The 25364-nt window shown below is 40.0% G+C and carries 20 protein-coding genes; 6 read left to right on the top strand and 14 right to left on the bottom strand.

Going from position 1 to position 25364, the window contains the following annotated elements; translation table 11 throughout:
• Window positions 1-24 precede the first annotated feature (24 nt).
• The 3 genes from NWP25_RS04125 to NWP25_RS18500 form a co-directional block, all read right to left on the bottom strand.
• Window positions 25-423 (bottom strand): metal-sensitive transcriptional regulator, encoded by a 399-nt coding sequence (locus NWP25_RS04125; RefSeq protein WP_280649618.1) that lies wholly within the window; start codon window positions 421-423, stop codon window positions 25-27.
• 92 nt (window positions 424-515) lie between these two features.
• The gene (locus NWP25_RS18495) at window positions 516-773 is read right to left on the bottom strand and encodes a hypothetical protein (RefSeq protein WP_313959060.1); all 258 of its coding nucleotides are present in this window, start codon (window positions 771-773) and stop codon (window positions 516-518) included.
• 45 nt (window positions 774-818) lie between these two features.
• Window positions 819-1352: a hypothetical protein gene (locus tag NWP25_RS18500; protein ID WP_313959061.1), complete on the bottom strand. Its 534-nt coding sequence runs from the start codon at window positions 1350-1352 to the stop codon at window positions 819-821.
• A 212-nt stretch (window positions 1353-1564) separates the two neighbouring features.
• Here NWP25_RS18500 and NWP25_RS04135 point away from each other — a divergent pair, with 212 nt between their 5' ends.
• Together NWP25_RS04135 and NWP25_RS04140 are read left to right on the top strand one after the other, a co-directional pair.
• Window positions 1565-2803 (top strand): HhoA/HhoB/HtrA family serine endopeptidase, encoded by a 1239-nt coding sequence (locus NWP25_RS04135; protein ID WP_280649620.1) that lies wholly within the window; start codon window positions 1565-1567, stop codon window positions 2801-2803.
• A gap of 161 nt (window positions 2804-2964) precedes the next feature.
• Complete coding sequence (locus NWP25_RS04140; RefSeq protein WP_280656793.1) at window positions 2965-4146, top strand: aldo/keto reductase; 1182 nt, start codon at window positions 2965-2967, stop codon at window positions 4144-4146.
• Window positions 4147-4201: 55 nt separating this feature from the next.
• Here NWP25_RS04140 and NWP25_RS04145 read toward each other — a convergent pair whose 3' ends face one another.
• Window positions 4202-5524, bottom strand: a complete 1323-nt coding sequence (locus tag NWP25_RS04145) for a hemolysin family protein (RefSeq protein ID WP_280649622.1) — start codon at window positions 5522-5524, stop codon at window positions 4202-4204.
• Window positions 5525-5765: 241 nt separating this feature from the next.
• Between NWP25_RS04145 and mfd the strand changes: the two genes are divergently transcribed.
• Together mfd and NWP25_RS04155 are read left to right on the top strand one after the other, a co-directional pair.
• Window positions 5766-9272, top strand: coding sequence for a transcription-repair coupling factor (mfd, locus tag NWP25_RS04150; RefSeq protein WP_280656792.1), 3507 nt, complete (start codon window positions 5766-5768; stop codon window positions 9270-9272).
• 256 nt (window positions 9273-9528) lie between these two features.
• Window positions 9529-9768, top strand: coding sequence for a hypothetical protein (locus tag NWP25_RS04155; RefSeq protein ID WP_280649624.1), 240 nt, complete (start codon window positions 9529-9531; stop codon window positions 9766-9768).
• Window positions 9769-9891: 123 nt separating this feature from the next.
• Here the strand turns inward: NWP25_RS04155 and NWP25_RS04160 are convergent, their stop codons facing one another.
• Both NWP25_RS04160 and NWP25_RS04165 read right to left on the bottom strand, forming a co-directional pair.
• Window positions 9892-10653 carry a GDYXXLXY domain-containing protein gene (locus tag NWP25_RS04160; protein WP_280649625.1) on the bottom strand — a complete coding sequence of 254 codons (762 nt, stop codon included), beginning with the start codon at window positions 10651-10653 and terminating at the stop codon, window positions 9892-9894.
• Between the two features lie 163 nt (window positions 10654-10816).
• Window positions 10817-12238 (bottom strand): DUF2157 domain-containing protein, encoded by a 1422-nt coding sequence (locus NWP25_RS04165; RefSeq protein WP_280649626.1) that lies wholly within the window; start codon window positions 12236-12238, stop codon window positions 10817-10819.
• Between the two features lie 120 nt (window positions 12239-12358).
• On the opposite strand from NWP25_RS04165, the gene NWP25_RS04170 reads away from it, so the two are divergent.
• A complete protein-coding gene (locus NWP25_RS04170; RefSeq protein ID WP_280656791.1) occupies window positions 12359-13318 on the top strand; it encodes an RsmB/NOP family class I SAM-dependent RNA methyltransferase in 960 nt (319 codons plus the stop codon).
• 199 nt (window positions 13319-13517) lie between these two features.
• Here NWP25_RS04170 and NWP25_RS04175 read toward each other — a convergent pair whose 3' ends face one another.
• The 8 genes from NWP25_RS04175 to NWP25_RS04210 all read right to left on the bottom strand — a co-directional run bounded on the left by NWP25_RS04175 (window position 13518) and on the right by NWP25_RS04210 (window position 23468).
• A complete protein-coding gene (locus NWP25_RS04175) occupies window positions 13518-14576 on the bottom strand; it encodes a PstS family phosphate ABC transporter substrate-binding protein (protein ID WP_280649628.1) in 1059 nt (352 codons plus the stop codon).
• Between the two features lie 477 nt (window positions 14577-15053).
• On the bottom strand, window positions 15054-15818 hold the full coding sequence (locus NWP25_RS04180; RefSeq protein ID WP_280698915.1) for an EH signature domain-containing protein: 765 nt from the start codon (window positions 15816-15818) through the stop codon (window positions 15054-15056).
• A 21-nt stretch (window positions 15819-15839) separates the two neighbouring features.
• Window positions 15840-16538, bottom strand: coding sequence for a hypothetical protein (locus tag NWP25_RS04185; protein ID WP_280698911.1), 699 nt, complete (start codon window positions 16536-16538; stop codon window positions 15840-15842).
• A gap of 22 nt (window positions 16539-16560) precedes the next feature.
• Window positions 16561-17205, bottom strand: a complete 645-nt coding sequence (locus tag NWP25_RS04190) for an OmpA/MotB family protein (protein WP_280649630.1) — start codon at window positions 17203-17205, stop codon at window positions 16561-16563.
• A 5-nt stretch (window positions 17206-17210) separates the two neighbouring features.
• Window positions 17211-19178, bottom strand: coding sequence for a hypothetical protein (locus NWP25_RS04195; RefSeq protein ID WP_280698913.1), 1968 nt, complete (start codon window positions 19176-19178; stop codon window positions 17211-17213).
• A gap of 157 nt (window positions 19179-19335) precedes the next feature.
• The gene (locus tag NWP25_RS04200; protein WP_280650106.1) at window positions 19336-19713 is read right to left on the bottom strand and encodes a hypothetical protein; all 378 of its coding nucleotides are present in this window, start codon (window positions 19711-19713) and stop codon (window positions 19336-19338) included.
• Window positions 19714-19990: 277 nt separating this feature from the next.
• Entirely contained in the window at window positions 19991-20452 is a 462-nt protein-coding gene (locus tag NWP25_RS04205; protein ID WP_280650109.1) for a phosphate-starvation-inducible PsiE family protein, read from the bottom strand.
• A 298-nt stretch (window positions 20453-20750) separates the two neighbouring features.
• Window positions 20751-23468 carry a DUF3536 domain-containing protein gene (locus tag NWP25_RS04210; RefSeq protein ID WP_280650105.1) on the bottom strand — a complete coding sequence of 906 codons (2718 nt, stop codon included), beginning with the start codon at window positions 23466-23468 and terminating at the stop codon, window positions 20751-20753.
• A gap of 508 nt (window positions 23469-23976) precedes the next feature.
• Here NWP25_RS04210 and cax point away from each other — a divergent pair.
• Window positions 23977-25068: a calcium/proton exchanger gene (gene cax / locus NWP25_RS04215; RefSeq protein WP_280687629.1), complete on the top strand. Its 1092-nt coding sequence runs from the start codon at window positions 23977-23979 to the stop codon at window positions 25066-25068.
• The last annotated feature ends 296 nt before the right edge of the window (window positions 25069-25364 follow it).

A 25364-nucleotide genomic window follows, 5' to 3' on the forward strand; every position in this document is an offset into this window, starting at 1 on the left:
AAACCCCTGTCATAGCCTAGCCTATTACGGTAAAAATCGGTCTAAAGCAGCTTTTAACTGTTCAATTTCCACTTCCATATTGCCTTCTTGTGCTGCTCTAGCAATACACTCACTTAAATGTTCATCTAAAACAATTCTCGCTACTTTATCCAAAGCGCCCCGCACAGCTGCAATTTGCAATAAAACATCAGGACAAGGGGTATCCTGCTGCACCATTGTTTTAATACCGCGAATATGGCCTTCTATGCGTGACAGGCGATTGACAATTTTCCGTAGTGACTCTTGACTATGAACGTGAGAATGAACCGAATTTCCATGCCCGTGAGTATGATTGTTTTGGTCGTCTGCATTGTGAGTGTGAGGATTTTTGATTGGTTGGGATGCTGACGAAGATTCTTGAGCTAATCGGTTTGATCCGTTCATGATTATCTAAGCACTGGTAATACTCAGATCCTAGCCTAGAGACTCAAGAATCAAAGAAAAAATATTTCCTGAAGTTAACCCCAGTCAAACAGTTAAATTTCGTGGTCTCGTAGTTTTAAACCTAAACCCTCCCGACGACTGCGGAGGTCGTAGTAAATGACAGCTGTGAGAGTTTGATAAAAGGGTAAAATCACAGCACTAATACTAAAAATGATGGCTGGCAAAAATAGAAAATAAAGTAAAGCATATAGACTAGATCCATCTAGTATCAACGGTAAGAAAACTAATTCTAACAAACTAGTCATAACTGGCATCATAATCCGAGCCGGGATGGTAATTAAAAAAGCCACAAAGTAAATCAACAACAACCGCCAGCCGTAACCCTGAGTTAATTGTCAACTGCGACTAATGGCTGACACCCCGTCAACATTTTCTTCAATAGCCAAGAGCTCATATACTAAGCATAACCTCATTATGATCCAGAAACCGGTTACCACAATCAGACCCACCAAGGTAATCAGACCCAAAAGAAGAACAGCAGCAGAATTTTCGTATGGAAATATAAAGCCCCAGAAAACCCCTAAGATGACAAGTATAATCACTATACTTAGGCTAAATCCCACAACCATAAAAAATAATAACACCATCGCCATTAAAAACTGCCACAACCGAGAATTAACAAAGCGTTGACCAGAGGGGATACTTTCTGGCTGATTCACCAATTCACCGAAAGCCAAGCGGGAAATCAGAGCTGTGAGAGCTATAAACTTAACCGAACCATAGACGGGAACTAAGACCCAAAGGTGGGCCTTGAGTGCTAGGAAAAAATAGTCTTGAACATGAGAACGATACAAGCGTATTCCATTACTGATAACCTTACCTACACTCAGTGGTTGTGTGGGATCAGGAGAACCAATATTTCCCGCCATAGACCTAAAGCCTCGTTGAGATTACAGATATATGTAAGTATTGTACAGTAATTTAATTACAAGTAATTATAAGTAATACCAATTTTTCGTCAGAAACCGACAAAAACAATGCCAAGGCCAATACACAAGGGTTATTATCGATTTTGTCAAAATAAATGTAGGAAGATGTTTCATAACGTCTCACAATTAACCTTCTAGATGAGGTTGTGATTATGCGATTTTCTCAAGTAAGCGCTTTTCTACGTCAATTCAGTTCTTATCTGTTAGCCATGATTGTAGGTGTAGCGTTAACGGTGGGTACTTTTCATGTGTTACCTTCCCAAGCCAACCCGGCGCCGACTGTGGTCAGGGGTGAGGATGATATGACCATACCAACCCAAACATCAGGTATCAGCCCCCAACAGGAATCCCCCGCTAAGGTGGCTATAGGTAGCACTAGTTTTGTTACCGCTGCTGTAAATCGTGTGGGAAAGGCAGTAGTACGTATTGATACGGAACGCACTATTGCTCGTCGTATAGACCCATTTATGGAAGACCCATTCTTTCGGCGGTTTTTTGGTGATGGTTTCCCTCAACAATTGCCTCCTGAACAGTTACGCGGTTTAGGTTCCGGGTTTATCATTGACAAAGGTGGTTTGGTTTTAACCAATGCCCATGTGGTTGATAAGGCTGATAGAGTAACAGTCCGCCTCAAAGATGGTCGTACTTATGAAGGCAAAGTGCAAGGAATTGATGAAGTCACAGATTTAGCAGTTGTCAAGATTAGCCCTGATAGAGATTTACCTGTTGCACCTTTGGGTGATTCTGATCAAGTACAAGTGGGAGACTGGGCGATCGCAGTGGGTAATCCTTTAGGATTTGATAACACCGTGACCTTGGGAATTGTCAGCACCCTCAAACGTTCCAGCGCCCAAGTTGGCATTGCTGACAAACGCTTAGACTTTATTCAAACTGATGCTGCTATTAATCCTGGTAACTCTGGCGGGCCACTGTTGAATGAACGGGGCGAAGTCATTGGTATCAACACAGCTATTCGTCCTGACGCAATGGGTATTGGCTTTGCGATTCCCATTGATAAAGCTAAAGAGATTGCATTGAAATTGCAACGTGATGGCAGAGTTATTCACCCTTATTTAGGTGTGCAAATGATCACTTTAACCCCTGACCTAGCAAGGCAAAATAACACTGACCCTAATTCTCCTATTCAAATACCAGAAATTAATGGTGTTTTAGTAATGCGAGTCGTACCTGATTCCCCAGCAGCGTCCGCGGGTATGCGACGTGGTGATGTAATCGTACAAATTGACCGGGAATCTATCACCAGTGCAGATCAATTACAAAATCTGGTGGAAAATAGTCGTCTTGGTCAGTTGTTACAGGTGAGAGTGCAACGTGGTAATCAGACACAGCTGCTTTCAGTGCGTACAGCTGAGTTACAAGATCCTGTTTAATGTAGAGGTATTAGTGAGCCAGGGAATAAATTAAGATTCTCATGGCTCAAGTCGATTAAAAACCGACTGATCCCTCACCACTACACAAAGATACGAGCAACAAGCACAAGTAGAGGCACTATTAATTGTGTCTCTAGAAAATTTACTCTTTATACAAGTTTATGCTTTATAGAAGATTTGGCCGCACAGAATTACAGATGCCTGTTTTTTCTTGTGGGGGTATGAGATACCAGTTCAAATGGCAAGATGTCCCCGATTCGGAAATTCCTGGGGATAATCAGGCAAATTTAGAAGCGACTATTCGCAAAGCTTTAGATGTGGGAATTAATCACATTGAAACTGCCCGTGACTATGGTACATCAGAAATGCAATTGGGTAAAATATTGCCCCAGTTTCCCCGGGAGCAATTAATTGTACAGACAAAAGTTTGCCCTGTGGAAGATGCCAAGGAATTTCGTCAAACATTTGAACAATCACTGCGAAATCTCCAGTTGGATTATGTAGATTTGCTGGGATTACACGGTATTAATCATGGGGAATCTTTAGACTACAGTATGCGCCCCGGTGGCTGTTTAGAAGTGGCGCAGCAGTTACAATCTGAGGGAAAAGTAAGATTTATTGGCTTTTCTACTCATGGATCTGAAGATGTGATTTTGCAAGCAATTAATAGTCGTCAATTTGATTATGTTAACTTGCATTGGTACTACATTAATCAATGGAATTGGGAAGCAATTACAGCCGCTAACCGCCATGATATGGGGGTATTTATTATTAGTCCCTCAGATAAAGGTGGAATGCTATATAAACCACCCCAAAAGTTAGTTCATCTTTGTGATCCTTTAAGTCCGATGGTGTTTAATGATTTGTTTTGTCTTAGTCACGAAGAAGTACACACCCTCAGTTTGGGCGCTGCTAAACCTGGAGATTTTGATGAACATCTCCAAACTTTAGAATATTTAAACCGGGCTGAGGAAATTTTACCTCCAATATTGAGTAAGTTAGAACAAGAAGCGATCGCTGTTTTAGGAGAAGAGTGGGTAAAAACTTGGGATACTAACTTACCCAATTGGGAAGAAACCCCTGGACAGGTGAATATTCGTGTGATTTTGTGGTTGTTAAATTTAGCCATCGCCTATGATTTAGTAGATTACTCCAAAATGCGTTATAACCTACTAGGTCATGGTAGTCACTGGTTCCCTGGTAATCAAGCAGATAGTTTAGATGAGCTAGACTTGCAACCATTTCTGGTGAATAATCCCCACGCCCATAAAATTCCTCAAATGTTAGCAAAAGCTCATCAAATGTTAGCAGGTGATGAAGTTAAGCGGTTATCGAAGACCTAGGGCGTGGTCATAAGTGATTGGGAAGTGACTATTTTCACTCCTGGTGTTTGCTTTTCTAATCTTTAGTGGCTACTTCGTAATCTACCATCGGGATTACTAGCACTTTATCAACGCGGTTAGCATCCATATCCATTACTTCAATCCGCATACCACGCCATTGAAAATAGTCGGCTGCTACGGGAATACGCCCCAGGTGATTGATCACAAAACCACCCAATGTCTGATAGCTACCTCTTTCGCCAATTTCCCATTCTTCTAAATCAAACAGCTCATAAAACTCATCTATGTGTAACATCCCATCTAGTAACCAGGAACCGTCCTCCCGTTGGACAGCTTGGGGTTGTTCTTCTCCTGGTTCTTCTGGAACCTCGCCGACGATTTCGCTCATGATGTCGTTGAGAGTAACTAATCCTTGAATGACACCGTATTCATCCACTATCAAGGCCATGTAAGTAATGGTTTGTTTAAACAACTCCAATACTTTCAAACCATGAGTAACTTCTGGTACAAACACAGGCTGTCGCAATCCTGTTGTTAAGTCCATTAGTTCACTGCGGAAACAGCTAGCTAATAAATCGGTGACGGTGATTATACCAAGTACATTATCTAGTCCTCCCTGGCAAACTGGATAGCGGGAATAGCCACTGTCAATGATCTTTTGCCGATTTTGGGCGGGAGAATCTTCTAAGTCTAGCCAGACAATATCAGGACGCGGTGTCATAAAAGAAGTAGCAGGGCGATCGCCTAAACGAAATACTCGCTCTACCATGTCTTGTTCAGCTTCTTCAAAGGTTCCCGCTTCTGTACCTTGTTCAATTAAGATTTTAATTTCTTCCTCAGTAACTGCTGGCTCAACATAGGGTTTCATACCCAATCCTCGCACTATGATGTCAGTAGAAGCATTGAGGCAAGATACCATTGGTGAAGCAAGTGTGGTTAGAGCTTTCATGGGAATAGCCATAAATGTGGCAATTCCCTCTGGGTTATTCAGTGCTAAACGTTTTGGTAGTAATTCACCAATAATCAGAACCAAATAGGTGATCATCAAAACCACTAAAGCAAAAGCGATGATTTGACTGTAAGAAGCTAAGAAAGGAATCAACCGTATATATACTGCTATTCGTGTAGTAATTGTTGCTGCCGAAACAGCACCTGCAAGAATAGCCAAGAAGGTAATTCCCATTTGAATTGTCGAAAGAAAATAATTGGGCGACTCAGCTAGTTCTAATGCTACCCTTGCTTTGATATCTCCTTGATTGGCAAGTTGTTGTAGCCGGACTTTACGTGCTGAGACGATTGCCATCTGTGATAAAGAAAACAGGGCATTGGCAATAATTAGCACCAAAAGGACTGAAGTTTCAAAAGTAATGGAAAACATTTTTGAGAATTGCCATTAATCAAAGCGAATGTAGCTTACCTTTTAGTATCTAGTATTGAAGATGCCCACATAAATGGTTTTACAGTACATAAAGTAATATTTTTAATCTTTTAACCTAGGAATAATTAAATATTATTCTTCCACAGAAATAAAAATACTGCGGTTAACACTTTTAAAATGGTGAATATAAACTAACTCTAATTTTTATTATCTTTAACCACTTCCTCCTCTAGTAAAACTTATGGCATTTTCTTCTATTGTGCGTGCCTTGGGACGATCGCCTTTGAGCAATGAATTACTTTCCAAGTTAAATCGCCAACAAGAATTACGGTTAAATGGCATTTCTCGCCTACCTAAAGGTCTGGTAGCTTCAGCATTAGCGCAAAATTCAGGAAGAGATTTGTTGGTAGTAGTACCAACCCTGGAGGAAGCAGGACGCGCCTATGCACAGTTGGAGGCCATGGGATGGTACACAGTGCATTTTTATCCCACTTCTGAAGCCTCACCTTACGAACCCTTTGACCCAGAAACAGAAATGACCTGGGGACAAATGCAAGTCCTAGCGGATTTGGTAAATAAGAAATGGCAATCAGAAACAAATGGTGGTAATTCTACAGCCCAGGGTTGTTTGGCTATTGTAGCCACCACAGGAGCATTACAACCGCATTTACCACCACCAGCAGCTTTCACACCTTTTTGTGTGACCGTCAATGGGGGAATGGAATTTGATTTGGATACCTTTGGGGAAAAAATTACCAGTTTGGGATATGAACGAGTCCCCCTGGTGGAAACAGAGGGTCAATGGAGTCGCCGGGGTGATATCGTTGATATTTTCCCGGTTTCCTCGGAAATGCCCGTGAGATTAGAGTGGTTTGGTGACGAAATTCAGAAAATCCGCGAATTTGATCCTGCTAGTCAACGTTCCGCCCTTGACAAAATTCAGCAAATCACCCTGACTCCCACTAGCTTTGCTCCTATTATTTTGGCTGCACTACAAGACAATACCCATTTTACCCAGGCGATGAATCGTCTATCCACAGACTCAGAACTACCAGAAGGACGGGGGCGTTTTTTAGGCTTGGCTTTTCCACAACCCGCATCACTGTTAGATTATTTAACTGCAAATACTTTAGTCGCTATTGATGAACCAGAACAGTGTCATGCACATAGTGATCGCTGGGTAGAAAATGCCGAAGAACAATGGGGATTGGGTTTTGGGGAAGAATTGGCTGATATTTTCCTAGAATTGCCCAAGATTCATCGCTCTTTTGATCAATGCCTAGGTGATGTGATTAAATTTAAAACTTTATATTTATCGGAATTAGCCGAAGAAAGCAGTGGTATAAATTTGGCTAGTCGAGGCTTACCTCTGACACCACATCAATTTGGTAAACTGGCGGAAACCTTGAGACAACAGCGCGATCGCAATTTTTCCATTTGGTTAATTTCTGCCCAACCTTCCCGTTCTGTTTCTCTCCTGCAAGAACACGATTGTCCGGCTCAGTTTATTCCCAATCCCCGGGACTACCAAGCAATTGACAAGTTACAAATTAATCATATACCTGTAGCTCTGAAATATTCTGGTTTAGCAGAACTAGAAGGCTTTATCATGCCTACATACCGTCTGGTGGTGGTGACTGACCGCGAGTTTTACGGACAGCATTCTCTAGCTACACCAGGATATATCCGCAAGCGTCGCCAGGCCAGTTCTAAACAAGTAGACCCTCATAAGCTGCGTCAGGGAGATTATGTAGTTCACAAAAGCCACGGCATCGGTCAATTTGTTAAACTGGAGAGTCTAACAATTAATCACGAAACTCGTGATTATTTAGTAGTAAAATATGCCGATGGCATCCTCAGAGTTGCCGCCGATCAAGTAGGTTCTTTATCTCGCTTTCGCCGCATAGGAGATAAACCGCCAGAATTGCACAAAATGACTGGTAAAGCTTGGGATAACACCAAAACCAGAGTTCGCAAAGCCATCAAAAAATTAGCGGTGGACTTGCTCAAACTGTATGCAGCACGATCCAAGCAACAAGGCTATACCTATGCACAGGATATGCCTTGGCAAGAAGAAATGGAAGATTCTTTTCCTTACCAACCCACCACAGACCAGCTCAAAGCAGTGCAAGACGTCAAACGAGATATGGAAAGCGATCGCCCAATGGATCGTTTGATTTGTGGTGACGTGGGTTTTGGGAAAACAGAAGTAGCTATTCGGGCAATTTTTAAAGCTGTCACCGCAGGGAAACAAGTTGCACTGTTAGCACCCACCACTATCCTAACTCAACAACATTACCACACCCTCAAAGAACGCTTTGCTCCTTACCCAGTAAATATTGGCTTACTTAACCGTTTCCGCACAGCTGAAGAACGCCGCACTATTCAAAAGCGATTAGCTACCGGGGAGTTAGATATAGTCGTGGGTACGCACCAACTTTTAGGCAAAAATGTCACCTTTCGCGATTTAGGACTGTTGGTGGTGGATGAAGAACAAAGATTTGGGGTGAACCAAAAAGAAAAAATTAAAAGCTTGAAAACTCAAGTTGATGTCCTCACCCTTTCCGCTACTCCCATTCCCCGTACTTTATATATGTCTTTGTCCGGGATTCGGGAAATGAGTTTGATTACTACACCGCCTCCCACCAGAAGACCAATTAAAACCCACCTAGCGCCGTTGAAACCAGAAATTGTCCGCAGTGCCATTCGTCAGGAATTAGACAGGGGCGGACAGGTATTTTATGTAGTACCCCGAGTGGAAGGTATTGAAGAACTCACAGCCAACTTACGAGAAATGATACCAGGGGGGAGGTTTGCCATTGCTCATGGCCAAATGGATGAAAGCGAATTGGAATCAACTATGCTGACCTTCAGTAATGGTGATGCGGATATTCTTGTTTGTACAACCATTATTGAATCTGGTTTAGATATTCCGCGAGTGAATACAATTTTAATTGAAGATGCCCATCGTTTTGGTTTGTCTCAGTTATACCAATTACGTGGTCGTGTGGGACGCGCAGGAATACAAGCGCACGCTTGGTTATTTTATCCCAAACAACAAGCTTTATCAGATGCAGCCCGGCAAAGGTTACGGGCGATTCAAGAATTTACTCAACTCGGTTCTGGATATCAGTTAGCAATGCGGGACATGGAAATTCGGGGTGTGGGTAACTTGCTAGGTGCAGAACAATCCGGTCAAATGGAAGCCATCGGCTTTGATTTGTATATGGAAATGTTGGAAGAAGCGATTCGAGAAATCAGAGGACAAGAAATACCCAAAGTTGATGACACCCAAATTGACCTCAACCTCACAGCGTTTATTCCATCTGATTATATTCCTGATTTAGACCAAAAGATGAGCGCTTATCGCGCTGTGGCCGCAGCGAAATCTTTAGAAGAATTAAAGTATATCGCAGCTGAGTGGGGCGATCGCTATGGTGCTTTACCGACTCCAGCAAATCAACTGTTACGAGTGATGGAACTGAAGCAATTAGCGAAAAAGTTAGGATTTAGCCGCATTAAACCAGAAAATAAGCAACATATTGTCTTAGAAACCCCTATGGAAGAACCTGCTTGGAATTTACTAGCAGGGAATTTACCAGAACATTTAAAAACACGTTTTGTTTATTCTCCTGGTAAGGTGACAGTACGCGGTTTAGCTGTGTTAAAAGCTGATCAGCAACTGCAAAGTTTATTAGATGCGTTCAATAAAATGCAAGGTGCTGTTGGTGAGGTAGTTGTGGTTTGAATAAAACTCTTCCATGATTTGTGAAATCTAAGATATGGGCTGTTGACTGTTGACTGTCAATAGCTACCAAAACATCAGGCGCAGTTTCCATTCAATTCAATATGATATCCCTAGGGAGTAGGATTCGTCAGAAAAGTATCTGCACTGATGATGGTAGCAGGACATAAAAAATAGATAAATAGTAGTCAACATTATAAAAACAGGTGTAGAGTAGTTGAGATCATCTATCAGTTTCTCACCTTTAAATCATCCATCTATGGATAGAAAAATCAAGCGCCTGTTGTTACTGGTTTTTTCCTGTAGTCTAGCTGGTGTAATTCTAGGCGGTACGTCGAGTTGGGCAAAAAGCAATCTTTGCTTGCAGTCCGAAACTGTCACAAGTGATTGTTTGCAACAAGAACCCCTGGAAAAAACTCTACAGGGAATGAGTACGGGTTTATTAGCAGGAGCAACCGCAGCTGGTTGTGCAGCATGGAATTTCCGCCACGAAGATTAATTCCTCATGGGTAAGTTAGCGTTTCCACCATACATATGTGTTCAAGATATGTGTAAAAGAATTCTAACCAAGAATGTAGAGACGTTGCATACAACGTCTCTCGAGATTTGAGAACAAACACATTTAAAAACGATAATTGCGATCCATTGGGAATGTTTTGCCATTCCGCACCCACAAACTAACGGGTACAGCATTTCCCTGAGGATCTACTTTCACTCTGACTGTAATTGGTTGAATTTGTCTACCTCGATTTTTTCTGGTTAGCTGCACGCTTTGGAGAATATCGTTACTAATTTGCTGGCGTTGCTCTTGTGGAAGGTAGTATGTTTCTATGCCATAGATAACAGCATTATCTTGATACACGCCTTTTAATGCTACTTGATTTCTCGGCAGGGATTGGGGTAAATTACTACTAACCCGTACAGGTTTCCAAGCTCTGGGAACACCACGGTTTGATAAATTTTGTTGCTCTTGTAAAATTAAGTACAAGTTAGTTCCCGATAGTAGTCGTCTGTTTCTTCCCTTATTTACCCTCAGTAAATCATCCCAACCAGGAAGTTCTCTCAAATTTTCAACACGGGATATGTTGTATTCCAACCTAAGATAAAAGTCCTGAACAAAATTGTTCGGGTCTTGGGCTAGAGTTTGCAGAATCACATCCCTCCCGGTGAAATTAGTATACATGGCTTGGGTGGGAACTGCGAGAATTATTCCGGTTTGAATCAACAAAGGAATTAACAGCCGCCATAAAGGTAGAGGCCGGTTCGCTTTTTCTTCAGTCGCAATTAGGTAGTCTCGAAAAGTCAGCTTTTCGGAAAATTCGAGTTCAGGAGATAAAGTTCTAAATGATTTATTTCCACTTGATTCAGAGGAGTCACTTCTCATGAGCGTAGTCCTAAATTAAAAGGTGATTGGTCACAATTGTGTCTGGTCAAATTACCAGAATTAGGAATAACGCAGAGAGCCTCTAAATAAAATGATGGATGGCCATTCTACCAGACCGAAACCTTGTAGGCCAAGAGCAACAACCCACTTATTCAAATTGTTATTAGGAATGAGATCGAGCAGGTGAGCGACGTTCAAACCAAAGTCCAGCGCCAATTAATGCCGAACCGCATAGAACAAAGAGAAGAGACTGAAAAAGTGGGTCTGTGTCGTATTCTATGGCGCGACTAATAATTTGTAGCATTAATAATAGCATACCTCCCCAAAAGCTGCTTCTGCTATTTAACTTTAATCCTTCTCGAATTAGCCCTGATGCGAAGAAAGCTAAAAGTACATTGAAGATGAAACTGCCTAATTCATCAATGCGCGTAATAGCTAGATGCCAGAAAGGTGTAATAATAATGAAAGCCAAAAAAGTACCAACCACAGCAATAGTGAAAATTAATTCCCGGCGAGGAGGGTTGTTTCTCAACCGCAGCAGCGATAACCATTGTAACACTGCTAAACCACTGAGAATGCCTAAATCAATGATGGGCAAAGACATGAACAAGTTATTTGTGCTGTTTGGGGCAAAAGAATTTAAAGTCGAGGCTACCCATTGCCAACGAAAAGACAAGGCATAAAACACCAGAGCGAAAAATAGCAATGCCAGGTTACGGGCGAGGGGTTGAAATAGCCTATAGTTGATGGTGGGAAACAGCAAATCATCATAGCTCCAGAATAATGCAGGTGGTAGTGCAAAAGCAAACGATGCTACCCAAGGAGCGATATTAGAAAAATTCAGCAGTGGTAGGGGATTGAGATTTAACTGTAAAGTAGTAGCAAAGACGAAAGCTGCCAAAACAAAAATCCAGCGCGAGCGACAAAAATATGCTAAGGGTACAAATAGTAACCACGACAACAAAGGCATATGTCGAACTACCAAAAGTACCCAATTCCAGTCATCTGCAAATACCGAGAATTCTCTTCTTCCCAGCCAATAACCAATTTGAATGAGGATAATTGCCATGATTCCCAGAGAACTTAAGGATAGACTGTAGGCCATGACTAAAACACCAAATCCCCAAGCAAAAAATAGTTCAGCCAGGGAACCATTAACATTGAAAATCTGTGCCATCAATAATATGTTTGCCCCTAAGATAAAACCACTTAGAATAAGTAGTCCTTCTCCGACGATGCGTTTAGATTTTTGCTGTTGATTTTGTTGATTGTTACCTGATTTAGCTTCTCTTTGGGTATAAAAACCAATGATAGTAGTGGAGAAAAATAAACTCATCATCAAGATGAATTTAACTTCTCGTGACCATAATCCCCAGTTTGCTGCTACAAAGGTAATTACACCTAAACACAAAAAGATACTACCTATAGTAATCACAATTACCCCAAAGCGATCGCGCGCAGCCCTTTCCAGATTATTAAATCCATAACGTTGTTCTAGGTTTTGATACTGTGAAGCGCTAATCAGTCCCTCATCTCGCCACAATTGTGCTTCTTGGCGTAATTTTTGCTGAAAGTTATCTAACATTTATGACTATCTCCAGTGTAGTAGGTTAGCTGAGAAATCATGTTTAGCATCGTGGTCATTATGCTTTCAGTATGCAGCCAACAGTATCGATAACATTGTTCTTATCTAACAATTTTACTTATGGAAAAACCATCAAATTTATTGCTTAAACTCTCACGGCGTTTGTTCACTAGCCTTGAACAACAACAAAAATTTATTGATTCATTGATTCATCCTCAGTCTTTTAATCCTGCTATTCTTTGGTGTCAAAACAAGCCAGATATATTGCCATTTACCGTAGAAACACCAACCAAATGGCAACCAGACTTTGTGGAGCGTTTATTATTAGGAGAAAAGCCAGGTAAACATCCTCTCCATGAACAAGGTTATTTTTATTGCTTGGATTTTTCTTCTGTGTTTGCGGCTGCTGTTTTATTGACAATTCCTCGTCCTGTAGGTTTGGTTTTTGATATGTGTGCTTCTCCGGGGGGTAAGAGTATTTTTGCTTGGAGAGCATTGCAACCTCAACTACTAATTTGTAATGAAGTGATCGGTAAACGTTTGGGAATGCTAATTTCTAATTTAAAGCGGTGTCAAGTTAGCCCTTGCGCTGTGGTAAATCGCGATTCTAGTATTTTTGCAGAAACCATGCCCTTATCTAGTGATTTAGTCATAGTAGATGCGCCTTGTACTGGTCAATCTTTACTGGCTAAAGCTGAAAAAGCACCAGGATGTTTTCATCCCACAGCTATTAATAGAAGTGCTAATAGGCAAAAAAGGATTATAGCTAATTCTGCTCAATTAGTTGCACCACAAGGATATCTTGTTTATATGACCTGTACTTACTCTCCTGAAGAAAATGAGGAGGTTTGTGAATGGTTTTTATCAAAATTTCCTCAATTTCAACCAATACAGGTGAATTATTTACATCAATATCAATCCAAGTTAACTGATATTCCTTGTTATCGGATTTTTCCCCAAGATGAACTAGGTGCGGGTGCATTTACTGTACTTTTTCAAAATACTCAGGAAGGTAAAGGGCAAGATGTAGATGTCAATGCTTTGTCTGGGTTGTGGATGAATAAAGTTTTACAGAAGTAAAAATAACAGTAAAAATTCAGTCTTATATTACCTGTAATTAACAATAAACATTTGCCGCCTCTTCTAACTGCTGATGAATAAAACTCCTCAAATTCCTATACCAACAGAATAGATATCAACAAAAAAACAGACCCCCCACTTCTCAGAGAACTCAGGGATCTGCCACTTGTGGTGACTACCTTTTTTTAAGTATAGCTACTTAAAATTCGGCTTCTTTGCGTAACAAATCACCAATAGTTAAGTTCATTTCAGCTTTGCCATCAAATACTGTGCCTACCTTACCTTGGTACATATGAATATAATTAAGTCGGTAGCCATCCTCTGGTAAAGGTATGTATCCCACAGAGCTAATTACCTCTGGTGCTTTCTGAATATAAAAATCAGTAAATTTGTAAAGTATTCCTCTACCTGAGAGAGACCTAGGATTAACATAAATAAACAAAGGACGAGCAAGTGGTTGATACTGGGCTTTCTCTACAGCTTGACGTGAAGGTAATACTGCACCACGTCCGCTATCTATGGAGAGTGCTTTTAACTTACCTTGATGTTTTTCGTAATAGGCATAGCCAAAGTAACCCAAAGCATTTGGATCTTTGCTTACCTCATATACTAATACATCATCATCTTCACTAGCTGTATAGTCATTACGAGAAGCTCTGGTTTTACCGACAATAGCTTCTGTAAAGTAATCAAAAGTACCAGATTTATCACCTGCACCATATAAAGTTAAAGGACGATCCGGCCAGGATGGGCGGACTTGATTCCATCGAGTAATTTTTCCCTGGGCTGCAGGTTCCCAAATCTTTTTTAATTCTGCTATCGTAATGTCTTTTGCCCAGTTATTTTGCGGATTAACAACCACCGTTAAAGCATCAAAAGCAATGGGAAGCTCTATATACCCCACTCCATTCTTCTTACAAGCTTCCATCTCTGCCACTAAAATTGGTCGAGACGCGTTATTAATCTCTGTTTCTCCAGCGCAAAATTTTTCAAATCCGCCTGTGGTACCAGAAATCTTTACGTCTATTTGCAGCTTATTCTTAGAGTTTTCTTGAAACTCCTGGACAATTGCTTGAGTAATGGGATGTACTGTACTCGAACCGTCTATTCTAATCGTTGTTCCAGTCTTGACTGTATTACTAACTTCAATGACGTTTTGAGACTGCTGACTTTGACTAGAAGTTGATTGATTTCCACAACTACTTACTAGGATTAACATTCCCAGTGCGAGAACCATATTCTTAATTGTTATTTTCATCAAACTCTCCATTGCGTGTTTTAACTAAAGTTATCTTCACCATTATTTCAAAAAAACTTGATATATAAGTAATTGTCAAGTATAAAATACAAAAATTTATCAAAAAGAATTGACATTACCCATAACCGTTTGAGAGGATGTTGTGAAACTTCCTCTTGATGTATAAAAAACTTTTCCCTCTCCCCCAATTCCCCTAAAAATAAGGGACTTTGAGGAATTTAGCCTTCTGTCTACACTTTGGATTGAAGCTGCTGGTAGTTGACTGGCAAGGTCAAAATGTAGGGTTATAGTTTCTCGGTGGAACAGGAGCATTGGCTATTGTCTGCAAGCAAGATGCTCACCCCACAAAAGTTTAATATTCATTAAATTATGCAAACTCTGGATAGTCAAATAATTTAATTACGAAAATATACCATAAATGATGGTATCTGACTATATCTGATTGTATTTTTGTTATTTAAACTAAATACGAAGTTTTTAGTATATTCTTTCTATGTCCCTGCGCCAATGTACTAATGCTCTTTCGCGATCGCTCTGTTTATCCACTGAAGGAACGGGTAACCCTGTGTTTCGATTGTATGTGTTCCAAGGATGATCAAGTCCTTGAAAACTAATTATCCCGTCATTAGGATAAATTCCGTGTTGTCCTCTCAACCATTGTTCAGCATAATATTGCCAAAGGTAGACATGATCATGAATTTCTCCTCCCAAACGACGCAGACGGCGAATATCTGAGATAGACAAATTTTGAGATTGAAATAATTTTTCTTCAAACCTGGTAGAGCGATCGCGGTTAAAGAGCAGAATTTCACTTCCATTTCCACGAAAGAATTCCACTATAAACCAATCACCAAAATCAAAGATACAAACTTCTGTTTCATTACTGCCGTCATCTACAAGAATATCAATATCTCGTGTTAATTCATCACTGATCCAACTAGTTGACTTTGGTACCAAAATACGCAGCCGTTCAAAGCGATCGCTATAATTTGACCAGAAACCCTTGCGTCTGTCCAGTTGATTTTTCTGATACTTTACTTCTTGATATTCTCTACTCCCTGGGGATAATAATTGTAAACGTGACTCCAAGTGACGAATTAGGGCTGTGAGGAGTTTATCAAAATCTCCCCAAGTAGCAGCACCAATCCATTGACGGAGTGCTGACTGAGCTTGTGATGATAGTTCACGCCATTGAGAATTAATGGTACGAGGCCCATAATTTTGACGTAACCATTCAACTATTGATAAGAAACAACTTCCTGTTTACGCATTTACTGTGGTTAGTAACTTATTGACTTGCTGATGTTGTTGTTCTCGGGACATTTGCTGAAAACAACGCAGTAACCATTGTGGCTGATTGTCATTAACAAATATTGTGACTACATAATTTAAAGCCTGACTAACCGCAGGAATGCTAGATGGAAAATTGGCATTTTTGAGTAATTCTTTAGGTGTAAGATTGTTTTCTTTTGCAACTAGAGCTAGTTGTTGATAATTGTTTTGCCTAATTGTTTCTATAATGACTATTTGAATGTCATTTTTTCCCCCTTGCTTGACAAAAGATACAAAAGTTTTCACTAAAGAATCACTAATAATTGATGATGACTGGCTGTAATGAAGCACTAACAGCCATAACAATCTTTGTTTCAGCCATAAATTATTCATTGCTACTGTCCAAATCAACTCTGAAGTTTCCTGACTGCTTTCCGGGTGTTCTTGATCCCATTCGGCTTTGTTGTAGAGACAATATACCCATTCAATACATTTAATTTGGTCACTATTTCCCTCTTGCAACGTTTGAATAATGTCATCTAACGAACGGCAACTATCTATTTCTGCTTCGCGGAGATTTTGCAGATGTGAGAATTGTTGAGAATTACGAAAATTATTGACTAATTGCAGTAAATTTGCTGGTTGTTGTAACTGTGGCTGCTGGAGAGATAAAGTGGGAAAATTAAACATGATGATTTTTGTTTAGTAAAAGTTATTTTCGTTGAAAAATATCAGACAAATCCTCTCCTTTAAATTGCAATTGAAAAGTTACTTTTCTATCTTTGGGGTAGTCAATCTCTTGACGAGCTTCAATTTCTCCCCTTCCAGAGGAAATGATTTTTTCACTCAGCTTTGATTTACTTTTAAATTGCATCTTGGGAGAGAAGATATATTCAGCGACTGAAAAAGACCTTAACAAACTCAGTTGTAAATTTGCGTTGTAATTACCCTTAGAACTAGTGTGTCCTTCAATCACTACCCGCGTGATTACATCCTCATATACAGGCTTGGAAAAAATTACATTGCTATAAACAGGGATAAACTTCTGTAGAAAATTTTGACCCCTAGGAGTTAATTCTGCACTATTTTCTGCAAAAAGTATACTTTCTGCAAGAGTGACCTCTCCGTTTTTGGCATTAACTTCTACATTGACATCATTGGAGTTTAAAGCAGAAATCACTTCTGCAATCACATCTTGCTTAGGTTTTTCTCTTTGACTCAACTGTAACGAAACAGTAATGAACAATAAAGCAAATATCATTAATAATCCAGACATCATATCTCCAATGGAGAGTAAAACACTGGAATTATCTTCTTCTGTTTGAGATTCTTGTTCCCACTCAGTAAAATCATTCATGATTATTAACTATTATGATTGTTTTGATCACGACGATAAGCTTCCGCAGCTACTAAGTAATTAGCAGCTTGGAGTAATTGGTGAGAAATCCTAGCGGTGGCTTCATCAGCTTGAGTGAAAAAGACTCTTTCAGATGCAGATGCTTGTTCTAAGTAAGTAACTAAATGTTGATTACTCATGGCTAAAGCTTGATTCAATTGTTCAATCATACCTGCATAAACTTTCTCAATCCTAGTAGCTTCTGAACCCAGCAATCGAGAAATTTCTATAATTTGCTCTAGTCTTTCTCCTGAGTGTAAACCTACAGCATTGGCAAAGTTATTCATAATACGAACCGTTTCCTGAATTCTTGTCATGGTTTCCTCTATCCCTGCGGATAACCTTAAGCGTCTTTCGTATTCATCGTTAAAAGCCGTCTGTAAATCATTGACTACCTGAGCTAGCCCTTGACGTTGCTCACCTAAAGTTTCTTCTAATAACTCATGTTGGCTAGTGAAGAAATTTTGTAAAGCTTCTTGATAGTTCAGACGAAATTGTTGTAACTCTTCCTGTACAGTGATGCGAGTGTTTTGCAGCATTGTATCAATATTGGAGAGGGTAGATATTAAATTTTCTCTAGCTGCATCCATTAATCGAGATGCTTCATTTCCAACTGTAGTAATGCTTTCAGTTTGTGTAGTGATAATAGCTACAGTTCTATCTTGAAACTCCTGAAGCATTTGGCGTTCTATTTCAGCTTGGGTATGTAATGCTGCTTGTAAGTCTTCGCGAATACCTCTAAAAGTATTAGCTGCTTGACTGGCGCTACTTTCAAAAGCAATTTTTTGAGCATCTATAGCCTGAACACTAGCATTAACTGCTGACTGAATTTCTGTAGAAACGCGCTCCATTACTCCTTGAGTATCAGAACGAAATTCGTTTAAAATAAACTGTAAATTACCAGCAAAATCTTGCAATTTTACTAAAGTATCCTCTTGGAATCTTTGGATAGTATTTACAGATTGGCTGAGACTTTGAGAAATTCCACCGAGTTCTTTTTTGAGTTCATGGACAGCTTGAGAAGCTTCCTGAGTGAGTTTTGCGCTTCTGTTTAGTTCAGCTATCAGGGGTTCAATTAATTGTTCTCTTTGTTCTCTAATTAAATTCTTTAAAATTTCTCCACCTTGGTCATGTTTAATGTCTTTTAATAGTGATAGTTCTTCTTTAATACCCTCAAAAATGGGATACATCTCTTGTCCTATTGCTCTACCAATAGCATCAGGACTTAGTTTACCTTGTGCTTCAATTAATTTTGTAAATGAAGTTGTGATAGTTCCAGCAGTTTCCTCCAGACTTTTTGCTGCTCCATCAATAGCATCAAATTTTAACCGAGATAAAACTCTTGCAGGACTTTGGACAAAAGCAATTTTATCTAGTTCATGGCGTACTTCCTTAATACGTTGGCGTTTTCGTTCTTCTGCAATTGCTAATACAATAGTGAATATACTGCTAGAGCCTAATCCCATCAATGAGGTAGAAAAAGCAGTTTTCATACCTCGTAGTAGCTGAACGCTAGCTTCTAATAAGTTAGAACTATTTTGCTCAATATTGCTGATATCTATTTTCGATAGTCCTTCTTGAATACCATAAAAAGTCCCTAAAACACCAATGGCAATGAGAATAGTAGGTACAAAACGCCAAAAACTACTAGGAATAGAACGGGTGAAAACAGTTGGATATTGTAATAATACAAATCTTCCCCCCTCAACTTGGGCGTGGAAATTACCATCATTATTCTCACGAATCCTAACTAAATGCTTTTCGAGCCACCGGGATACTTTATCATCTGAATTTCTTAAAGTTAGACTTAAAACTTTTGAAGTTTCATCACTCGGTTTGTTTTCTTTCAAGTCTTCAATAATTTCTTCATTTTCTTTCAGATTTATATCTATAGAACTAGAAGGCTCATACAGAAATCTAAGTTTTCTTTTCAAGCGTTTAATAATTTTTTGATTTTTTTCCTGATTTCTAAATATTGAAAACCTATTGAAAAAACTATGCAGAAATCCACTTTCGAGTATTACCGCTATTAGCGCCACCAGAAAAACAATCACAATAATCCAATGAAAAAAAGTATTTTGCCAAAAAATATTAAGCACAGTTAGAATCATGTTTCTTCTCAACTTCTAATGGGATGATGAATTGTTCTATTTCTTGAGCAGACAATAATTTTTCAGCAACACGTACTGGAAGATGAGCAGCGTTCCAATAACCTTCTATGGGTTCCCGCAGAATCAACCCATAGAGTTCTTCCATTTCTGTGCTGTCTGTAGAGGTATCAATTTGCAAATAAACTTTTTCAGGAGCGTAATTCCGTAAAAGTTGTACTTGTAACCGATTTTTTAACTCAGCTAGTGAGTCTGATAGGGCGGAAGCATAATCACCGATTTCCTCAGCTAACTTCCAGCCTTGATTGATCGCGATAATTTCTTTGACTAACTCTATCAAAGGTGGTTTCCACTGTATCATATACGTTTGCTCACCCCCAAGGGACGATGGCTGTGTGAGGTAGGATAGATAACTCAATCATTATACAAGCTGATGGAAGACGCATATTCCAATAAAGAGGTAGGAATATTTTTAATAACGAACCACAGATCCAGAGAAGACACGAATCTATTTTGTCGGTTATGGAAGTTGTGTAATTTTTGTCATCTTTAGTCAAGGGTAATAATCTTTACCTTTACAAAAAAAGAGACACTGAATGTCTCTATAGTAACTGCAATTGCCATAGTTATGGCCATATTTAATCTGTGGTCTCGGAAGTGCTAGCTTTTAAATTTTCAAAAAACAGAGATATACAAGGTAAAGTGCCGAGGATTGTGGCTAAGACTGCTAAAAATACAGAAATTGCCAAAATTTGCTCACGAGGAATTTCCAGGACGCCTCGTAAAATGACTTCGCGCAGTGCGGAAACAATAGTAATTTCTACTGCTGCGCCCACAGAAATACGCTGCTCTTGTAAATAATCAATTAAGAGTCGAAATAACTCTACTAAAATCAAAATAAATAAAATATCAGATGTTACTTCCCGTAAATCTAATGGATGTAAAAAGGAGTAAAACATATCTCCCAATCGGATCAGCATCACACCAAATAAGCCTAAGCACAGGGAAATAACAATGAAGTCTTGGAAAATTTCTAAATTCCCAACAATTCTTCCTCGTTTAAACCAACTTTTTACTTCTGCAATCACCCGCTTTGGCATAGTAACTCCAGATATTTTAGTTTCTTCTAAATTTATCTTAGGCAATTCACAATTTTAAAAGTTATTCTGGAGAACTTTTTCACATCAACCTCTGGGGTCGGTGAGGATAAAATGGTTGATTTCAACTGACTTCAGCAATGAGACTCTTCATTTATTCCCTGGCTCCCTCCACTAGAGTAGCTGAAGTCATTGCTTTGACTAATGCTTTTTTACCAACAGCCTCTTAACACATCCGTAAACCTGTGGGTAAAAAAAATGGTGCATTGTCCTTTATAACAACACACCCCAAAGATTTCCTTTAATCAAACTTACTCAAAATATGGCTCACATCAACTGCTAACTTTTGTCCTAATTTTAGGAATTGACGACATTGATGATTGTCCTCTTGACTGATTAAAGATGTGACACATAGGGGCACAATTTGACTGTGCAGACAACTAAAGTATAACTCTTGAGATCTGTGCAGGGATATACCGATATTTAGCTGATAGCTGACATCAATTAAGCGTTCTAAAGTTTGGATTTCTGTAGCCAAACTGCCATGGATATCGTGCAACAATTGCCAAAGTAATCGCGTGATCAACTGTTCTAATATCTGCCTACCTTCGGGAATATTGAGCCGACAATGTAGGTGTTTGGCCTCAGTAGCGATCGCTTCTAGTTCTGCAATGTGATTTAAGCTCGGTGTTGGTTCTGTGATATCTTGCTCAAGCGATCGCAATATCATCATACAACGTGATCCCAAGGCAATCTCTGCTGCCACCTGCAACTCTTGGGGAACTTCTAGTTCGTCTCGGTGAAATGCCATCAACACGCCATAATTATCACGGTATGTTTGGGTATACAGTTGGTCTAGACGTGTCAGTGTTTCCTGACTAAGTAAGCGCATAATTCGGTGACGTTCTTCTGCAAAAAGATTCTGCAAACTGAACGTATCTTCTTTAAATAGCTGTGTCATCACCAAAATAGCGTGAGACGCGCTCGCCTGACGCAATGCTATAAACAGCTTTTCTTTCAATTGGCTGTAATCACGTCGTCCGGTAAATAATTGAGTGCAGCAATGGAAATCCCAGCCACCTAAATGCAGGACGGCAAAGACCAAATTTTCACTTTCCCAGGTAATTTCTGACACCAGCTTTAAATGTCCTACCGCCAGTGTCAATGATCCCATGCGTTGGAGTTGGTAATCTATCTCATTGATTGTGTAGCAATAAACCCGCTTTTGATCAGGATGAGGATATTTAGTAGTTTGTTTTGTGACATGGGGATTTGGCTTTTCTGTGGATTTGTGATTACCAAATAAAGAAGTAATAGCATAATGTGCAGCTACTTGTTTAACGCTGACTTGGGCAGTTTGTACCATTTGCCGATACACTTCCGCACCATTTTTAAAGATATCTACATTACTGGGAGCTAACCCTAAGCGTTTGAGGAAACCTTTTTCTAACTGTACACCTGCCACGTCTCCAGCCAATTCTAAGGCACGGGCGGCATAGCGGAGAATCTGCGTACCTTCTGGGCGAGAAATTTCTTCAAAAAACCAGCCACAACTAGTGAACATCAGCAAAGCATGACGCTGCATTTCCAACAAGCGCAAAGCATCTACTTGTTCTACTGCTATGAGTTTGTGGGTTTGATGGCGGGTCAGGAAGGAATTAATATTCCCAGGAGAGCGATCGCCCATGACCTGGATATATTCATCTCGCGCTTGCCAGGGGTCACGGAACAGCTGTCTACCATTTTCCTCATATACATCAATCAGCTGATCCCGCAGCCAATTTAAAGCATTTCGCAACGGTCGCCGCCATTTTTGATGCCATACACCACCTTCACCACCACAACCACAGTCATCCTGCCATCTATTGACACCGTGGGCGCAACTCCAAGCTGTAGCTGCTGGTTTAATTTCTACTTCCCAAGTGGGAGGATTGAGGCTGAGATAGTGAGCAAAGTTGGTCACTGTCCAACCATGGTTAGGAAACTCCGCAACAAAAGCGTAAGCTAAGGTTTTCTCGGTTCCTTTCTTGTGGTGTCCAAAAGTTTCCCCGTCTGTAGCTACCGAAATTAATTGTGCTGGACGATGATCTCCACGCACTGCGGAGCCGATACGTCGGGCGAAGTGACTGGAACTATAAACCACATCACTAAAACCCATATCCCTGGAAATAGGCCCATCGTAAAAGAAAATATCAATGTAAGGAAGGGAATTATCAATATCTTTAGTTCCTTCCTTTGTTGTGCTCAGAGGTGAAGCCGCAGTACTTAGTTTTGGCTTTAAATAACAACGATAAGGGCGGGTGGGATCAATTTGACTACCGCCGACTTCTTGCCATTCTGGGTGGGGATGATTCTCTGTTGGTAGGGGACGACAACGCTGGGCCTGGGATGGTGCAAGGATAATAAACCGGATTTTTTCAGCCACCAAAGCTTCTAAAGTGGGATAGTCCACACCAGTTTCCGCTAGCCACATACCTTCGGGATCACGTCCAAAACGAGAGCGGAAGTCTTCTTTTGCCCAACGAATTTGGGTGTATTTATCCCGTTCATTAGCCAAAGGCATAATGATGTGATTGTACACTTGGGCGATGGCATTGCCATGACCATGCAAACGCTGAGAACTCTTGAGATCTGCTTCTAAAATTCGCTGATAAACCTCGAAATCGTAGCGTTCTAGCCACGACATCAGCGTTGGACCGATATTAAAGCTGAAGTATTCGTAATTATTGACAATATCTAATACTTCGCCCTGGTCATTTAACACCCTAGCAAAAGCATTGGGGCGATAGCATTCCCAATGAATGCGTTCATTCCAGTCATGAAAAGGTGCTGCACTGGGTTGACGTTCAATCGCCTCTAAATAAGGGTTTTCCCTGGGTGGCTGATAAAAATGACCATGCACCGTCACATATACACCAGCGGCCTGTTTCAGGGGGTCAGTCTGATCAGTATCGTTGGCTAGTGAATGTGATGTAAAGGTTGTGCCAGGGTTCACTGGCATTTCAGCAGCAGAAGTCATGTATATTCATCCAAATAAAAAACTTACATTCGCGCCCAAAACTTGGCCTTTAAACCTTTTTACAAGGGTTTTAATCCAAAATCCGGTATAGAGCAAAACTATGGGTATAGGATACAGTTAAATCTCCCCAAAAATTGTTTGACTAGAGCGGTAAATCTGCGTTATCTCACAGACATTAGGATTTTTTATTAACAACGTCTGTCAAATATTTTAGAGTCTTTTCTTCTATTAAACCCTATATTTAGCGGAAAATGCTAGTTTAGATAGATATTTTTACTACGAAAGTTTGCTAAAACTTTATAAATTGCAATTTTATTTTACATCTGTAGTAGACCATTGAGTAAATACTATAAGGATTTGAAATCAATGAAAACCATATCCAAAAGATTATAATTTGTCACAAAAGCCCACATGCTTGAGAGTATCCTAGTATTTGGTTGCAGAGTGCTTGATATATTGCGAATAATTAGAAACATCTGTGCATGATCATCTCACTTGAAGGTAGAAAATGTCAGTTAAAAACACTCTCTTGCTGATTTTATTACTGTTTATACCAGTTTCTTTAGCAGCCCACTTTTTAGAGTGGGGAGATTTGATAGTCTTTATTACAGCTGGTTTAGCAATTTTACCCTTAGCGGCCTGGATGGGTACGGCTACAGAAGAAATAGCCGTGGTAGTTGGGCCAACCTTGGGAGGATTACTAAACGCCACCTTTGGCAATGCGACAGAGTTGATTATAGCTTTAGTGGCTCTGAACGCTGGCTTAGTGGATGTAGTGAAAGCTAGTATTACAGGTTCGATTATCGGTAACTTGTTACTGGTAATGGGTTTTTCCATGCTTTTGGGTGGACTGCGCTACAAGGAACAAAAATTTCAATCGGTTGTAGCCCGGGTAAATGCTTCGTCAATGAATTTAGCGGTAATTGCCATTCTCTTGCCAACGGCAGTGAATTATACTTCCACAGGAATTAGTGAAAAAATTCTGCAAAATCTTTCCCTTGCAGTGGCACTAGTCTTAATTCTGGTGTATACCCTAACGCTGCTTTTTTCCATGAAAACCCACGCCTATCTATATGATGTAGGTGTTGCAGAGATAGAAGCAGAAGACACCCACCATACCAAACCCAATATATGGTTATGGAGTGGGGTGTTGTTAGTGTGTACTTTGTTGGTAGCAGTGGAATCGGAAATGTTGGTAAGTTCTTTGGAAGTAGCCACATCTCAACTAGGTTTGACATCTCTATTTACAGGGGTGATTTTAGTTCCCATAGTTGGTAACGCTGCTGAACACGCCACTGCAATCACCGTAGCCATGAAGAATAAAATGGATCTTTCCCTGTCCGTAGCCGTGGGATCAAGTCTGCAAATTGCTTTATTTGTCGCGCCAGTTTTAGTGATAGCTGGGTGGGTACTTGATAAACCGATGGATTTGGATTTTAATCCTTTTGAACTAGTGGCTGTAGTGGTGTCAGTTTTCATTGCCAATAGTATTAGTTCTGATGGTGAATCCAATTGGTTAGAAGGGATTTTACTATTAGCTGCTTATACAGTTTTGGGGTTTGCTTTCTACTTCCATCCAGTCATGGATAATATTGGTTAATATGTCACCTTAGCGGTCCTTCCCCTGAGCAACCTTAGGGTGCTGAACAACCCCACGGATTTATCCGTGGGGTTAAAACAGCGCAACACGCCATCCTATATTTTCGGTGCTTTGTCTGATGGCAAAACAACTTGTTTTTAGGGGGTGTGTCCCAAAACACAAGTGTTGAATGTTAAGAAAGAGGTGATAAAAATAGCCCAAAATATGGTAAATTCTGGGCGAAGTATTAAAATAGAATAATTGATAATGATTATAAATTCATTTCCCAAGATTGTCAAAGACATCCTCAGACCGTT

Origin of the sequence: Umezakia ovalisporum Ak1311, from assembly GCF_029891685.1 — a bacterium.
Classification (GTDB): domain Bacteria; phylum Cyanobacteriota; class Cyanobacteriia; order Cyanobacteriales; family Nostocaceae; genus Umezakia; species Umezakia ovalisporum.

What these genes read in the sequence shown, in the direction of transcription:
- NWP25_RS04185 (WP_280698911.1), bottom strand. Translation starts at nt 16,538, where the DNA reads ATGTTTAATTTTCCCACTTTATCTCTCCAGCAGCCACAGTTACAACAA.
- NWP25_RS04165 (WP_280649626.1), bottom strand. Translation starts at nt 12,238, where the DNA reads ATGTTAGATAACTTTCAGCAAAAATTACGCCAAGAAGCACAATTGTGG.
- NWP25_RS04175 (WP_280649628.1), bottom strand. Translation starts at nt 14,576, where the DNA reads ATGAAAATAACAATTAAGAATATGGTTCTCGCACTGGGAATGTTAATC.
- NWP25_RS04135 (WP_280649620.1), top strand. Translation starts at nt 1,565, where the DNA reads ATGCGATTTTCTCAAGTAAGCGCTTTTCTACGTCAATTCAGTTCTTAT.
- NWP25_RS04200 (WP_280650106.1), bottom strand. Translation starts at nt 19,713, where the DNA reads ATGATACAGTGGAAACCACCTTTGATAGAGTTAGTCAAAGAAATTATC.
- NWP25_RS04210 (WP_280650105.1), bottom strand. Translation starts at nt 23,468, where the DNA reads ATGACTTCTGCTGCTGAAATGCCAGTGAACCCTGGCACAACCTTTACA.
- NWP25_RS04125 (WP_280649618.1), bottom strand. Translation starts at nt 423, where the DNA reads ATGAACGGATCAAACCGATTAGCTCAAGAATCTTCGTCAGCATCCCAA.
- NWP25_RS04190 (WP_280649630.1), bottom strand. Translation starts at nt 17,205, where the DNA reads ATGAATGATTTTACTGAGTGGGAACAAGAATCTCAAACAGAAGAAGAT.
- NWP25_RS04205 (WP_280650109.1), bottom strand. Translation starts at nt 20,452, where the DNA reads ATGCCAAAGCGGGTGATTGCAGAAGTAAAAAGTTGGTTTAAACGAGGA.
- cax (WP_280687629.1), top strand. Translation starts at nt 23,977, where the DNA reads ATGTCAGTTAAAAACACTCTCTTGCTGATTTTATTACTGTTTATACCA.
- NWP25_RS04140 (WP_280656793.1), top strand. Translation starts at nt 2,965, where the DNA reads ATGCTTTATAGAAGATTTGGCCGCACAGAATTACAGATGCCTGTTTTT.
- NWP25_RS04170 (WP_280656791.1), top strand. Translation starts at nt 12,359, where the DNA reads ATGGAAAAACCATCAAATTTATTGCTTAAACTCTCACGGCGTTTGTTC.
- mfd (WP_280656792.1), top strand. Translation starts at nt 5,766, where the DNA reads ATGGCATTTTCTTCTATTGTGCGTGCCTTGGGACGATCGCCTTTGAGC.
- NWP25_RS04160 (WP_280649625.1), bottom strand. Translation starts at nt 10,653, where the DNA reads ATGAGAAGTGACTCCTCTGAATCAAGTGGAAATAAATCATTTAGAACT.
- NWP25_RS04155 (WP_280649624.1), top strand. Translation starts at nt 9,529, where the DNA reads ATGGATAGAAAAATCAAGCGCCTGTTGTTACTGGTTTTTTCCTGTAGT.
- NWP25_RS18500 (WP_313959061.1), bottom strand. Translation starts at nt 1,352, where the DNA reads ATGGCGGGAAATATTGGTTCTCCTGATCCCACACAACCACTGAGTGTA.
- NWP25_RS04145 (WP_280649622.1), bottom strand. Translation starts at nt 5,524, where the DNA reads ATGTTTTCCATTACTTTTGAAACTTCAGTCCTTTTGGTGCTAATTATT.